This window comes from Escherichia sp. KCJ4928 (assembly GCF_004352695.1).
Lineage (GTDB): Bacteria > Pseudomonadota > Gammaproteobacteria > Enterobacterales > Enterobacteriaceae > ECMA0423.
Genome location: NZ_SJWV01000106.1, coordinates 1 through 14,047, shown reverse-complemented (window position 1 = coordinate 14,047; position 14,047 = coordinate 1). Strand labels below are relative to the sequence as shown.

The 14,047-nt window shown below is 49.8% G+C and carries 12 protein-coding genes; 5 read left to right on the top strand and 7 right to left on the bottom strand.

Translation table 11 applies throughout. The features are described 5' to 3' along the window. Positions 1 to 106: 106 nt before the first annotated feature. The 3 genes from rclC to rclA all read right to left on the bottom strand — a co-directional run bounded on the left by rclC (position 107) and on the right by rclA (position 2,382). A complete protein-coding gene (gene rclC / locus E0D98_RS15325) occupies positions 107 to 700 on the bottom strand; it encodes a reactive chlorine species resistance protein RclC (RefSeq protein ID WP_001299021.1) in 594 nt (197 codons plus the stop codon). An 11-nt stretch (positions 701 to 711) separates the two neighbouring features. Next, entirely contained in the window at positions 712 to 948 is a 237-nt protein-coding gene (gene rclB, locus E0D98_RS15320; RefSeq protein ID WP_000474084.1) for a reactive chlorine resistance periplasmic protein RclB, read from the bottom strand. Positions 949 to 1,056: 108 nt separating this feature from the next. Beyond that, positions 1,057 to 2,382, bottom strand: a complete 1,326-nt coding sequence (rclA, locus tag E0D98_RS15315; RefSeq protein WP_001046325.1) for a reactive chlorine resistance oxidoreductase RclA — start codon at positions 2,380 to 2,382, stop codon at positions 1,057 to 1,059. Positions 2,383 to 2,607: 225 nt separating this feature from the next. Between rclA and rclR the strand changes: the two genes are divergently transcribed. The 4 genes from rclR to E0D98_RS15295 all read left to right on the top strand — a co-directional run bounded on the left by rclR (position 2,608) and on the right by E0D98_RS15295 (position 6,834). Further along, a complete protein-coding gene (gene rclR, locus E0D98_RS15310) occupies positions 2,608 to 3,462 on the top strand; it encodes a reactive chlorine-specific transcriptional regulator RclR (protein WP_000339593.1) in 855 nt (284 codons plus the stop codon). A gap of 526 nt (positions 3,463 to 3,988) precedes the next feature. Then, complete coding sequence (locus E0D98_RS15305; protein ID WP_001102119.1) at positions 3,989 to 4,708, top strand: (Fe-S)-binding protein; 720 nt, start codon at positions 3,989 to 3,991, stop codon at positions 4,706 to 4,708. 10 nt (positions 4,709 to 4,718) lie between these two features. Further along, positions 4,719 to 6,146 carry a LutB/LldF family L-lactate oxidation iron-sulfur protein gene (locus E0D98_RS15300; protein WP_000023905.1) on the top strand — a complete coding sequence of 476 codons (1,428 nt, stop codon included), beginning with the start codon at positions 4,719 to 4,721 and terminating at the stop codon, positions 6,144 to 6,146. Continuing rightward, complete coding sequence (locus E0D98_RS15295) at positions 6,139 to 6,834, top strand: lactate utilization protein C (protein WP_000370401.1); 696 nt, start codon at positions 6,139 to 6,141, stop codon at positions 6,832 to 6,834. The genes E0D98_RS15300 and E0D98_RS15295 overlap by 8 nt, the downstream gene beginning before the upstream one ends. 242 nt (positions 6,835 to 7,076) lie before the next feature. Here the strand turns inward: E0D98_RS15295 and ykgH are convergent, their stop codons facing one another. From ykgH to betI, 4 genes are all read right to left on the bottom strand, one after another. Beyond that, complete coding sequence (gene ykgH, locus E0D98_RS15290; protein WP_001209105.1) at positions 7,077 to 7,745, bottom strand: protein YkgH; 669 nt, start codon at positions 7,743 to 7,745, stop codon at positions 7,077 to 7,079. Between the two features lie 213 nt (positions 7,746 to 7,958). Continuing rightward, positions 7,959 to 9,629 carry a choline dehydrogenase gene (gene betA / locus E0D98_RS15285; RefSeq protein WP_001159102.1) on the bottom strand — a complete coding sequence of 557 codons (1,671 nt, stop codon included), beginning with the start codon at positions 9,627 to 9,629 and terminating at the stop codon, positions 7,959 to 7,961. 13 nt (positions 9,630 to 9,642) lie between these two features. Further along, entirely contained in the window at positions 9,643 to 11,115 is a 1,473-nt protein-coding gene (gene betB, locus E0D98_RS15280; RefSeq protein ID WP_000089101.1) for a betaine-aldehyde dehydrogenase, read from the bottom strand. 13 nt (positions 11,116 to 11,128) lie between these two features. Then, the gene (gene betI, locus E0D98_RS15275) at positions 11,129 to 11,716 is read right to left on the bottom strand and encodes a transcriptional regulator BetI (protein WP_001301903.1); all 588 of its coding nucleotides are present in this window, start codon (positions 11,714 to 11,716) and stop codon (positions 11,129 to 11,131) included. Positions 11,717 to 11,844: 128 nt separating this feature from the next. Between betI and betT the strand changes: the two genes are divergently transcribed. Beyond that, entirely contained in the window at positions 11,845 to 13,878 is a 2,034-nt protein-coding gene (betT, locus tag E0D98_RS15270) for a choline BCCT transporter BetT (protein ID WP_000131044.1), read from the top strand. Positions 13,879 to 14,047 lie beyond the last annotated feature (169 nt).

Genomic DNA, 14,047 nt, shown 5'->3' with positions numbered 1-14,047 from the left:
TATTGATCTTCACTCTGTCATATCTCCGGTAATATGGCGTCAGGCTTCATCATCAGAAAGGGGGCCTGACGCCTGAAAAAGTGAACAACAGACAGTGTTCGGATTATCAATATTCAGTTTTTAACGTTGAACTGGATTCATTACTGCGTTGTTTAAGAATTTCCCGCGCCGAATCTGCCATTATCATGACAGCACCTGCCAGCATCAGAGTATCTTTCAATACCAGGCGACCAGCACCGGATAAATAAGGGAAACCATGATGAGCGTCACCCAATGCGGGTACCCATGCCTCCGGGGTGGTGATTAAAAATGAGAGTGTTACCAGCGGCGTGGTAAATGCCATCAGTCCTCCCAATAAACCTAACCAGCGATTGACAGGATTAGCCAAAACCAGCAGAGCAATAATCACCTCCACGACGCCAAGACCGTTGGAAAAACCATAGGTATTATTGGCCGTTTGCCATGCCCTTGCTTCTGGTTTGTATTCGCCTTCGTGAGTCAGATACTGTTTATAGTCTTCCGGGTGTTCATAAAAGAACGACATTAGTGGACTGTTTGCGACGAATGGTGTAATGCTGTCTGCCTCGTAAGGGACAAACTTTAATAACCCAATCCACATAAAAACAATTGCAATACTCAGACGAATCAATGTCAGGCCAATTTTATCTCCCCGACTTAACAGGTGCAGGTATTTTTCCATTGTGAACATCCTTATTTATACAATACTGCTGTTGCGGTTGAATTATTATCAATTCGCATCGATGTGACTTTCCAGGATGAAGCATTATATTTTCTGGCTATATCAGCAATGGTATCCTCCAGAACTGTCGGTGATGCTGATACTGACGAGACGCTGATATGTTTCAGAATTATTTTATCATCTGCATTGGTGGAAAATGCCATAACGCCAGATAATAGTGTTGCAAATAAAACAGATTTTTTAAACATATAAAATACCATCAATGAAGTGATTAAGAAGTTATAGAGTAACAGGGAATTAATAAGATTCTTTTCTCTGAGACGCCAGAATATTTGTTCTGGCGTCTGATTTTGAGTTTATTTGACTAATGAAAATAGATCATTGAGTGATTCGCTCATCGACGGATGAGTAAATATCTGATCGCGTAATATGCTATAAGGCAGCCCGGCATCCATCACCATTTTCACTATATTGATCATCTCGTGGGAGTCAACACACAGCAGTGATGCCCCTAATATACGTTGGGTTTTATTATCAACAATCGCTTTTAATACCCCACGAGTATCATTCATCACTCTGGCACGCGGAATTGCAGCTACAGGCAATGTCACCACCTGAATATCAGCACCACTCTCTCTGGCCTGTTCTTCTGTCATACCAACCCTGGACAGTGGCGGTGTCATGAATACGGAATAAGGCACATTTTTCCGATCATCAGTACTACGTCTGCCTTCTCCCAGCAACTCATCACGCACAATGCGGTAATCATCCAGTGAAATATAAGTAAATTGCAGCCCGCCGGTAACATCTCCCATCGCCCAAATATTGTCTGCGGTGGTATGTAATTGCTTGTCAACGACAATTGCCCCGCGCTCGTTTACTGCGATACCGGCATTTTCTGGATGTAACGAAGCGGTAGCCGGTTGACGACCGGAAGCTATTAACAGTGCATCCACCGCCAGTTGGGCGTGCTCGCTATGCACTTGCACTTGATTTTCATGGTGACTGATTCGCTCCACATGGGCATTGAGGATAATATCGACGCCCTGATCGCGTAAAATCGTCGCGATATTATCAGCAATATCCCGATCTTCCCGAGGCAAAAACAGCGAAGCTGCTTCTAAAATGGTTACCTTGCTGCCAAAATTAGCGAACATAGAGGCGAACTCAACGCCAATATATCCGCCGCCCAAAATACCTAAATGCCCAGGCAATTCTTTTAGATTAAGTAATCCGGTGCTGTCATATACTCCTGGCGTGGTGGTAATTCCAGGAATTGGCGGAACCACGGCTTGTGCACCGGTATTAATAAAAATTTTCTCGCCATGAATCTCCAGATTTCCCCCAGGCCGATGAACACGCAGGCTATGATTATTGATAAACTCCGCCTGGCCGTCGATCACGTCGATATTGGGCATATCCGCAAGATTATGAAAATTCTTATTACGTAAAAAATTAACCACTTCATTTTTACGCTGTATGGCACGGACAAAATCTGTGTGCTGCTGTGCGTCATGAACCAATGTTTTGGTTGGGATACAGCCGATATTAATACAGGTCCCGCCATACATTGCATTTGATTGTTCGATGAGAGCCACTCGCCAACCTGCTTTTGCCAGCGTGACGGCTAATGTTTTTCCAGCCTTGCCAAAACCAATAATAACTGCCTGATATTTATTCATGATGATTTCCTGTCGAAACGCGTTCATTTGACATCATGACTATAGACGCAAAAGAGCAAATAACATTTCTTCACAACGCTTGATATTTTGTCTTATCGTCTGGTATTTTCTTTTTCTTAATCAGAATCACAAAACAAAAATCATGATTAACTATTTGATGGTATTACATTAATTATTTACTAAGATTGTTGGTGTTTGTAATCAAAAACCACTCAGGAGTCTGATATGGATGCCCTTAGCCGTTTGTTGATGCTTAACGCTCCACAAGGAACGATCGATAAGAATTGCGTGTTAGGAAGTGACTGGCAGCTTCCACATGGTGCCGGGGAATTATCGGTTATTCGTTGGCATGCGTTAACGCAAGGAGCGGCGAAGCTGGAAATGCCGACGGGAGAGATTTTTACATTACGCCCGGGAAATGTGGTCCTGCTACCACAAAATTCAGCTCATCGCCTGAGTCATGTCGATAATGAATCGACCTGTATTGTCTGTGGCACTCTTCGGCTGCAACATTCGGCGCGTTATTTTTTAACGTCTTTGCCGGAAACGCTGTTTTTAGCACCAGTTAACCACAGCGTGGAATATAACTGGCTGAGGGAGGCGATCCCGTTTTTACAACAGGAATCCAGATCGGCGATGCCGGGAGTGGATGCACTGTGTAGCCAGATCTGCGCTACATTCTTTACCCTCGCGGTGCGTGAGTGGATTGCACAGGTTAATACAGAGAAAAACATTCTCAGTTTGCTTCTGCATCCACGTCTTGGTGCGGTAATACAGCAAATGCTGGAAATGCCAGGACACGCCTGGACCGTCGAATCGCTGGCCAGCATCGCCCACATGTCTCGGGCAAGTTTTGCCCAGCTTTTCCGTGATGTTTCCGGAACCACGCCGCTGGCTGTATTAACAAAGTTGCGTCTACAAATAGCGGCCCAGATGTTTTCCCGGGAAATGCTCCCTGTTGTGGTGATCGCTGAGTCAGTAGGCTATGCCAGTGAATCATCTTTTCACAAGGCGTTTGTCCGCGAGTTTGGTTGTACTCCGGGAGAATATCGGGAAAGGGTCAGACAGCTTGCACCCTGAATAAAACCGCCAGAAATCAGGGCAAAGATAATCCGCATTCCGGGAGTTGTGAGCCTTTCAACTATTTCTATTTCCAACGGTGGTTTGGGCTTTATATATTTTTTTCTGATGGACTCTAGCTCAGTTTTTAAATAAAAATGCAAACTAAATTTCTTCAATTAAATAAAGCCCCGACTATTACTTGATACGTGATTATTGTCGGTGATTTTTTTGTACACCATCAGTGTATATCTCAATAACCCCTGAATAAGTAGCTCTGAATAGGTATAAGGGATGTAGCCTTTTTAAATGGATTTCTTATGCCAAAAATGAACGTCGATTTCCCCATAAAATGTGAGCGATGCCGAAAGAAATAAAATTAGTTATTGCATTTGAAGTTTGGATGAAAGATTATCATTTGTCATACAAATGAGGGGTGGTATGTTGCTAGCCAATTAAAAAAGAACGCCATATTTATTGATGATTGATCCCCCGGTGGGGGGGAAACATCGGGCATAAATGGGCATGAAGTAATGGAGTATTAGTTGTGAATGTCAATTTCTTTGTCACCTGTATTGGTGACGCCCTGAAATCAAGAATGGCACGAGACTCCGTGCTGCTACTGGAAAAACTCGGCTGTCGCGTAAATTTCCCGGAGAAACAGGGATGCTGCGGTCAGCCTGCGATCAATAGCGGTTATATCAAAGAAGCGATTCCAGGGATGAAAAATCTGATCGCCGCACTGGAGGATAACGACGATCCCATTATTTCACCGGCTGGCTCTTGCACCTATGCCGTAAAAAGTTACCCGACGTATCTGGCGGATGAACCTGAATGGGCATCACGTGCCGAAAAGGTTGCCGCGCGTATGCAGGATCTCACCTCTTTTATTGTTAATAAATTAGGGGTAGTCGATGTAGGTGCCAGTTTGCAAGGGAGAGCTGTGTATCACCCATCTTGTAGCCTGGCCCGTAAGCTGGGAGTGAAGGACGAGCCACTTACGCTGCTGAAAAATGTGCGTGGACTGGAGCTGTTGACCTTTGCTGAACAGGATACCTGCTGCGGATTTGGCGGCACGTTCTCGGTCAAAATGGCCGAAATATCCGGCGAGATGGTGAAAGAAAAGGTTGTGCACCTGATGGAAGTCCGCCCTGAGTATTTAATTGGTGCTGACGTGAGTTGCCTGCTGAACATCAGTGGGCGATTACAACGTGAAGGGCAGAAAGTCAAAGTGATGCATATTGCTGAAGTGTTGATGAGCCGCTGAGGATATAAAGATGTCGATCAAAACCAGTAATACAGATTTTAAGACACGCATCCGTCAGCAAATTGAAGATCCGATCATGCGCAAAGCGGTGGCAAACGCGCAGCAGCGTATTGGGGCAAATCGGCAAAAAATGGTCGATGAATTGGGGCACTGGGAGGAGTGGCGCGATCGGGCCGCCCAGATACGTGATCATGTTCTGAGTAATCTCGACGCTTATCTGTACCAGCTCTCAGAAAAAGTGACGCAAAACGGCGGTCACGTCTGGTTTGCAAAAACCAAAGAAGACGCTACCCGCTACATTTTACAGGTTGCCCAACGCAAAAATGCCCGGAAGGTGGTGAAATCTAAATCGATGGTGACCGAAGAGATTGGTGTCAATCATGTGTTGCAGGATGCTGGCATTCAGGTGATTGAAACCGATCTGGGTGAATATATTCTCCAGCTGGATCAAGATCCGCCATCTCATGTTGTGGTCCCGGCAATTCATAAAGATCGCCATCAGATCCGTCGAGTGCTACACGAACGTCTGGGCTATGAGGGGCTGGAAACGCCTGAAGCGATGACCTTATTCATCCGGCAAAAAATCCGCGAAGATTTCCTCAGTGCTGAAATAGGTATTACCGGCTGTAATTTCGCGGTGGCAGAGACAGGTTCGGTATGCCTGGTGACCAATGAAGGTAATGCGCGAATGTGTACCACGCTGCCTAAAACGCATATTGCAGTGATGGGAATGGAGCGTATTGCCCCCACGTTTGCCGAGGTAGATGTATTGATCACCATGCTGGCGCGCAGTGCCGTTGGTGCACGTTTGACGGGATACAACACCTGGCTGACAGGACCGCGCGAAGCGGGGCACGTTGATGGTCCTGAAGAGTTTCATCTGGTTATTGTCGATAACGGGCGTTCTGAGGTGCTGGCCTCTGAATTTCGGGATGTGCTGCGCTGTATTCGCTGCGGGGCTTGTATGAATACTTGTCCGGCATATCGCCATATTGGCGGTCATGGATATGGCTCTATTTATCCAGGGCCAATTGGTGCGGTGATTTCTCCGCTACTTGGCGGCTATAAAGATTTTAAAGATTTACCCTACGCCTGCTCTTTATGCACTGCTTGTGACAGCGTGTGTCCGGTGCGTATTCCGCTGTCAAAACTGATTTTGCGTCATCGTCGGGTGATGGCTGAAAAAGGGATCACCGCAAAAGCAGAGCAACGGGCGATAAAAATGTTCGCTTATGCCAATAGTCATCCAGGATTGTGGAAAGTCGGGATGATGGCCGGTGCTCATGCGGCAAGCTGGTTTATCAATGGCGGCAAAACACCACTCAAATTTGGCGCGATTAGCGACTGGATGGAAGCACGCGATCTTCCTGAAGCTGACGGAGAGAGTTTCCGTAGTTGGTTTAAGAAACATCAGGCGCAGGAGAAAAAGAATGGATAATCGGAGCGAATTTTTGAATAACGTTGCTCAGGCACTGGGTCGCCCGCTGCGACTTGAACCGCAAGCAGAAGATGCGCCGCTTAACAACTATGCTAACGAGCGGCTTACCCAACTTAACCAACAGCAGCGCTGTGACGCGTTTATTCAGTTTGCCAGCGATGTTATGTTGACGCGCTGTGAGCTGACCAGCGAGGCGAAGGCGGCAGAAGCTGCAATACGTCTGTGTAAAGAGCTGGGAGATCAGTCGGTCATGATTAGCGGTGACACGAGGCTGGAGGAATTGGGGATTAGCGAACGTTTGCAGCAGGAATGCAATGCCGTTGTTTGGGATCCGGCGAAAGGTGCCGAGAATATCTCGCAGGCAGAGCAGGCTAAAGTGGGTGTCGTGTATGCTGAATATGGTTTAACCGAATCGGGAGGCGTGGTTCTTTTTTCCGCCGCCGAGCGCGGGCGTTCATTGAGCCTGCTCCCGGAATCTTCTCTTTTTATCCTGCGTAAAAGCACAATCCTGCCGCGTGTAGCGCAACTCGCAGAAAAATTGCATCAGAAAGCGCAGGCCGGTGAACGAATGCCGTCCTGCATTAACATCATTAGCGGCCCTAGTTCAACGGCGGATATTGAGCTTATCAAAGTCGTCGGGGTTCATGGCCCGGTGAAAGCGGTGTATCTGATTATTGAGGATTGCTGAGAGAGATATGAGATCTGAACATAAACCTGAAGAAGGCATACGAGGTTGAAAATAGCGTTAAGGACAACCTGACTTAACCCCGTTCCGTCATGGTTATGCTGCTCTTCTGTAAATATCCTGGCATTAGTAATGCCAGGATATTTACAGTGAAAAAGACAGGCATCCATTCCTGAAAACGGGTTCCCTTCCCGGTCATTGTCACTTCAGCTTTATACAGGCACTCTCTATCAGAATGTTGTTTATTACTGCCCAGAGTTTTGTTGGTATTCATCTACCATTTTTTTGACAAGGCAAAACATTACAGAAATTACAATGCTTAGAAAAAATCCCAGAGCCAGGCAAATGGCAGCAGGGTATTTATTTTTTATTTCTGGTGAGCTTATAGTTACACAGCCATCACCGTTCGGATACAATGACCAGTTCCTGGTCAGGTATATCATTTTTGTATAAAGCTCACTGTTAATTGCTGAAGGCGTTTGTATCTCATCGAGAACTTGCCTGCCATTATGATATTCTGACGCATACCATTTGATAATAGAGGCCTGCACGCGAGATATTTCCTCTTCAGCAGTTGGTAAAGCTCTCTTATCTCCTGACCATTCCAGCCTTATTTCTCTGTTCTTGACATCTGGGCTGGTCTGAAAAAATGTAGTAATTCGCTGAATAACATCTTCAGTCATTGTGGTCTGACAGGCAAAATTATTATTGCTATCACAGCTAACAAGTATACCTGGCGTTGTCTGGTTTATTTTTAGGCTGTAAATCACTTTTATATTGTCTTTATTGATATACAGAAACAACAGCACCATAGCCATACATATAGCCATAATAAAAAGGATAACACGAATCTTTTTCTTCAGATAAAATAAAATCTCAATCAGATCGATATCCTGTTTGATTTGTTCACGCATAATATATCCAGAAAATAAAATCTGTCGCAGATAAGGTTGTATTAATAGTCTGTATCAGGAATGTTCGGGTTAAATATCAGCAAAAAGCCAGCATCATGAATACTGGATATGAAGCATGAGAGTTACCCCTATGTTTTATATAACGATTCTGTCCCCATACCTGGAACGGTAACTCTCAATCAGATCGGTTCTTGAGTCAGTTCAAATCACGACTCATTTTTTCGCTCTCACCGGCATCCCATTTGCCACAAAATATCCCGCCGTGCTCCTCGGCAACGCTTCCTGTCCACGAATCATGTCCGCTATTTTCTCGCCAATCATAATTGTCGTGGCGTTCAAATTCCCGGTGATAATCTGCGGCATAATTGACGCATCCACCACGCGCAGGCCTTCCAGCCCGTGTACGCGGCCTTCGCCGTCAACCACGGACATCTCGTCGTAGCCCATTTTGCAGGTACCGCACGGATGGAAGGCGGTTTCGGCGTGATTACGCACGAACTCATCGAGCTGTTCATCCGTCTGACATTCCGTGCCGGGGCTGATTTCGCGGCCACGATACTGATCCAGCGCCGGTTGATGCATGATCTCCCGGGTGATGCGAATTGCGTCGCGGAACTCCTGCCAGTCCTGCTCGTGCGACATGTAGTTAAACAGGATCGCCGGATGCTGGTGCGGGTCGCGGGATTTAATCCGCACATGCCCACGGCTTGGCGAGCGCATTGAGCCGACGTGGCACTGGAAACCGTGCTCTTTCACTGCATTCGAGCCGTTATAGTTAATCGCTACTGGCAGGAAATGGTACTGAATATTCGGCCACGCAAATTCCTCACGGCTGCGAATAAATCCACCTGCTTCAAAGTGGTTGCTGGCACCAACGCCAGTGCCGCCAAACAGCCACTCCGCACCGATTTTCGGCTGGTTCCACCACTGCAGGGCAGGGTAGAGGGAAACCGGTTCTTTGCACTCATATTGCAGATACATCTCCAGATGATCCTGAAGATTTTCGCCGACGCCGGGTAATTCATGCACCAGCGGAATATCAAACTCCGCCAGCAGTTCAGCGTTGCCGACGCCGGAGCGTTGCAGGATCTGCGGTGAGGCAATCGCGCCTGCACATAACAGCACTTCTTTGTTGGCCGTTGCGCGGGTTGGGATGGTGCTGTCGCCTTCCAGCCATTCGACGCCCACCGCGCGTTTGCCGTCAAAAATGATGTGATCGGTCATAGCGTGAGTACGAATGGTCAGGTTAGGGCGCGATTTGGCCTGATCGAGATAACCGCGCGCGGTACTGGCGCGACGGCCCTGCGGCGTGACGGTGCGATCCATCGGACCAAAACCTTCCTGCTGATAACCGTTGAGATCGTCCGTGCGCGGGTAGCCCGCCTGCACGCCCGCTTCAATCATCGCTTCAAACAGCGGATTGACGCCGGGTTTGGAGGTAGTGACGCTCACCGGGCCATCGCCACCGTGGTAGTCGTTCTCGCCCACATCGCGAGTCTCGGCCTTGCGGTAGTAGGGCAGGCAGTCGAGATAACTCCAGTTCTCCAGACCGGGTTCTTGCGCCCAGTTATCGAGATCCAGCGCATTGCCACGGATGTAGCACATGCCGTTGATCAGCGACGATCCACCCAGGCCTTTACCGCGTCCGCACTCCATGCGGCGGTTATTCATAAACGGTTCAGGCTCTGTTTCATAGGCCCAGTTGTAGCGTTTGCCCTGTAGTGGGAACGCCAGCGCTGCGGGCATCTGGGTGCGGAAGTCAAAGCGATAGTCCGGGCCGCCCGCTTCAAGCAGCAGCACGGAGGTATTCGGATCTTCAGTCAGACGGGTAGCGAGAACGTTGCCGGCTGAGCCGGCACCAATAATGATGTAGTCAAATTGCAAATAAACCTCCTGGTTAGAATATGGACTGGAATTTAGCCATCTCAACCTGGATGGACTTCACCTGGGTGTAACTCTGGAGCGTCATCACGCCGTTCTCGCGACCAATGCCGGAGTGTTTGTAGCCGCCAACGGGCATCTCTGCCGGGGATTCGCCCCAGGTGTTGATCCAGCAAATACCCGCTTCCAGCTGATGAATGACGCGATGCGCGCGGTTCAGGTCCGCCGTCACGATGCCCGCCGCCAGGCCGTAGTCGGTATCATTGGCGCGGCGAATCACTTCGTCCTCAGATTCATAAGTGAGAAGCGACATCACCGGTCCGAAGATCTCTTCGCGCACGATGGTCATTTCGTCGCGGCAATCGGTGAACACGGTCGGTGCAACCCATGCGCCGTTATCGAAGCCATCGCCTTTCAGTACATCGCCGCCGCACAGTACGCGCGCGCCTTCCTCTTTGCCTTTGGCGATATAGCGCAGCACGTTATCGCGATGCGGGAAGCTGACCAGCGGGCCGAAGTTAGTTTGCGGATCGAAAACGTCGCCCGCGCGAATGCGCTCAACGCGCGCCAGAATTTTCTGCTCAAATGCGGCTTTGCATTTCGCCGGAACGAAGACGCGGGTGCCATTGGTACACACCTGACCGGAGCTGAAGAAGTTTGCCATCATGGCGATATCGGCGGCGAGATCGAGATCCGCATCATCGAAAACGATCAGCGGTGATTTACCGCCCAGTTCCATGGTCACTTCTTTCAGGGAAGAGGCCGCCGAGTTAGCCATCACTTTTTTGCCGCTGGCGACACCGCCGGTAAATGACACTTTGGCAATGCCCGGATGCTCGGTCAGATATTGCCCGGTCTCCGCGCCCACGCCCGGCAACACGTTAAATACGCCGTCCGGCAGGCCCGCTTCGCTGTAAATTTCAGCCAGCTTTAACGCGGTAAGCGGGGTGACTTCGCTCGGTTTGAAAATCATTGCGTTGCCTGCCGCCAGCGCCGGGGCGGATTTCCACAGGGCAATCTGAATCGGGTAGTTCCATGCGCCCATCCCTGCCACTACGCCCAGCGGTTCGCGGCGGGTATAAACAAATGACGTCTCACGCAACGGGATCTGGCTGCCTTCCAGCGACGGGATCAGCCCGGCATAGTACTCCAGCACGTCCGCACCGGTAACGATATCGACGGTTGAGGTTTCCGAATACGCTTTTCCGGTATCGAGGGTTTCCAGTTTTGCGAGTTCATCATTGCGTTCACGCAGAATATCAACGGCCCGACGCAGAATGCGCGAGCGCTCCATCGCGGTCATCGCCGCCCAGATTTTTTGCCCCTGTTGGGCACTCTTCACGGCGCGATCGACATCCTCACGCCCGGCGGCCTGCACGGTCGCCAGCACGTTACCGTTGGCCGGGTTAATGGTCTCGAAGGTGCGACCGCTGGTGGCGGAGGTATAACCACCATGTATATAAAGCTGCTGTTCTGCCATTCGGGACATCACGTCTCCTCGGTTAATCGGTGGGTAAATGCTGAGTAATAAAGTGACGGGTCAGCGAGTGTGCGAGAGGTTTATCCAGCGGTTTGCCGCTCAGTGCCGCGCGCAGCCATAATCCGTCAATCAGCGCGGCAAGGCCGTAGCCCGCTTCCTGTGCCTGGTGGCGCGGCAATTCGCGGCGAAACTCGCTCACCAGATTCGACAGCAAGCGGCGGCTGCTGACCTGCTGTAAACGATAGAGCATCGGCTGATGCATACTGCTGGCCCAGAACGCCAGCCAGGCTTTCATCGCCGCACTGCTCACCTGCGTTTCATCGAAGTTTCCGCCAACAATCGCCTGTAATCGCTGCTCTGCACTGCCCTGCGGAAGTGCATGTAATCGATTCAAAACCGCGTCACGCAGCTGACTGGTGATATCGCGCATGGTTGCTTCCAGCAGACCATTTTTGTCCCTGAAATAGTGGCTGATGATCCCCGTAGAAACGCCTGCACGGCGGGCGATCTGCGCGATCGTTGCATCGTGCATGCCCACTTCATTTATTGCTTCCAGTGTGGCGTCGATCAGTTGTCTGCGCCGGATCGACTGCATCCCCAATTTGGGCATTTTCGCCACTCCATTCATCAGCGTTGTTTATCTATTAAAGCGGTTATTGATTGGACGTTCAATATAAAATGTGTCTTAATTGTTACGAATTTGATTTTAAATGGTAACAATAACAGTGGGGATACTGGATGACAGACCTTTCACACAGCAGGGAAAAGGACAAAATCAATCCGGTGGTGTTTTACACCTCCGCCGGACTGATTTTGTTGTTTTCCCTGACAACGATCCTGTTTCGCGACTTCTCGGCCCTGTGGATTGGCCGCACGCTGGACTGGGTTTCTAAAACCTTCGGTTGGTACTATCTACTGGCGGCAACGCTCTATATTGTCTTTGTGGTCTGTATCGCTTGTTCGCGTTTTGGTTCGGTGAAGCTCGGGCCAGAACAATCCAAACCGGAATTCAGCCTGCTGAGTTGGGCGGCGATGCTGTTTGCTGCCGGGATCGGTATCGACCTGATGTTCTTCTCCGTAGCCGAACCGGTAACGCAGTATATGCAGCCGCCGGAAGGCGCGGGACAGACGATTGAGGCCGCGCGTCAGGCGATGGTCTGGACGCTGTTTCACTACGGCTTAACCGGCTGGTCGATGTATGCGCTGATGGGCATGGCGCTCGGATACTTTAGCTATCGTTATAATTTGCCGCTCACCATCCGCTCGGCGCTGTACCCGATCTTCGGTAAACGGATTAACGGGCCGATAGGGCACTCAGTGGATATTGCAGCGGTGATCGGCACCATCTTCGGTATTGCCACTACGCTCGGTATCGGTGTGGTGCAGCTTAACTATGGCTTGAGCGTACTGTTTGATATTCCCGATTCGATGGCGGCAAAAGCGGCACTGATCGCCTTGTCGGTGATAATCGCCACGATCTCTGTCACCTCCGGTGTCGATAAGGGGATTCGTGTGTTATCGGAACTTAACGTTGCGCTGGCGCTGGGATTGATCCTGTTCGTATTGTTTATGGGCGACACCTCGTTCCTGCTTAATGCGCTGGTGCTGAATGTTGGCGACTATGTGAATCGCTTTATGGGCATGACGCTCAACAGTTTTGCCTTCGACCGTCCAGTTGAGTGGATGAATAACTGGACGCTCTTCTTCTGGGCATGGTGGGTGGCATGGTCGCCGTTTGTCGGCTTGTTCCTGGCGCGTATCTCGCGTGGGCGTACCATTCGCCAGTTCGTGCTGGGCACGTTGATTATTCCGTTTACCTTCACGCTGTTATGGCTCTCGGTGTTCGGCAATAGCGCGCTGTATGAAATCATCCACGGCGGCGCGGCATTTGCCGAGGAAGCGATGGTCCATCCGGAGCGCGGCTTCTACAGCCTGCTGGCGCAGTATCCGGCGTTTACCTTTAGCGCCTCCGTCGCCACCATTACTGGCCTGCTGTTTTATGTGACCTCGGCGGACTCCGGTGCGCTGGTGCTGGGGAATTTCACCTCGCAGCTTAAAGATATCAACAGCGACGCCCCCGGCTGGCTGCGCGTCTTCTGGTCGGTGGCGATTGGCCTGCTGACGCTCGGCATGCTGATGACCAACGGGATATCCGCGCTGCAAAACACCACGGTGATTATGGGGCTGCCGTTCAGCTTTGTGATCTTCTTCGTGATGGCGGGGTTGTATAAATCTCTGAAGGTAGAAGATTACCGCCGTGAAAGTGCCAACCGCGATACCGCACCGCGACCGCTGGGGCTTCAGGATCGCCTGAGCTGGAAAAAACGTCTCTCGCGCCTGATGAATTATCCGGGCACGCGTTACACTAAACAGATGATGGAGACGGTCTGTTACCCGGCAATGGAAGAAGTGGCGCAGGAGCTGCGGTTGCGCGGCGCATACGTGGAGCTAAAAAGTCTGCCGCCGGAAGAGGGACAACAGTTGGGGCATCTGGATTTGTTGGTGCATATGGGCGAAGAACAAAACTTTGTCTATCAGATTTGGCCGCAGCAATATTCGGTGCCGGGCTTTACCTACCGCGCACGTAGCGGTAAATCGACCTACTACCGGCTGGAAACCTTCCTGTTAGAAGGCAGCCAGGGCAACGACCTGATGGACTACAGCAAAGAGCAGGTGATCACCGATATTCTTGACCAGTACGAGCGGCACCTTAACTTTATTCATCTCCATCGTGAAGCGCCGGGCCATAGCGTGATGTTCCCGGACGCGTGATTGTTTTTGCATAAAACCGCGCCATGTCTGCATATGGCGCGGGAATCATTGACTCGCTGTAAAAAATTATGCATATATTATATATGATTGTCATGTCATATCCTGCAATTCCTCTTGTATCACTTCATGATTTTATATTTTATTAATTAACGATTTTATTTTGTATTAG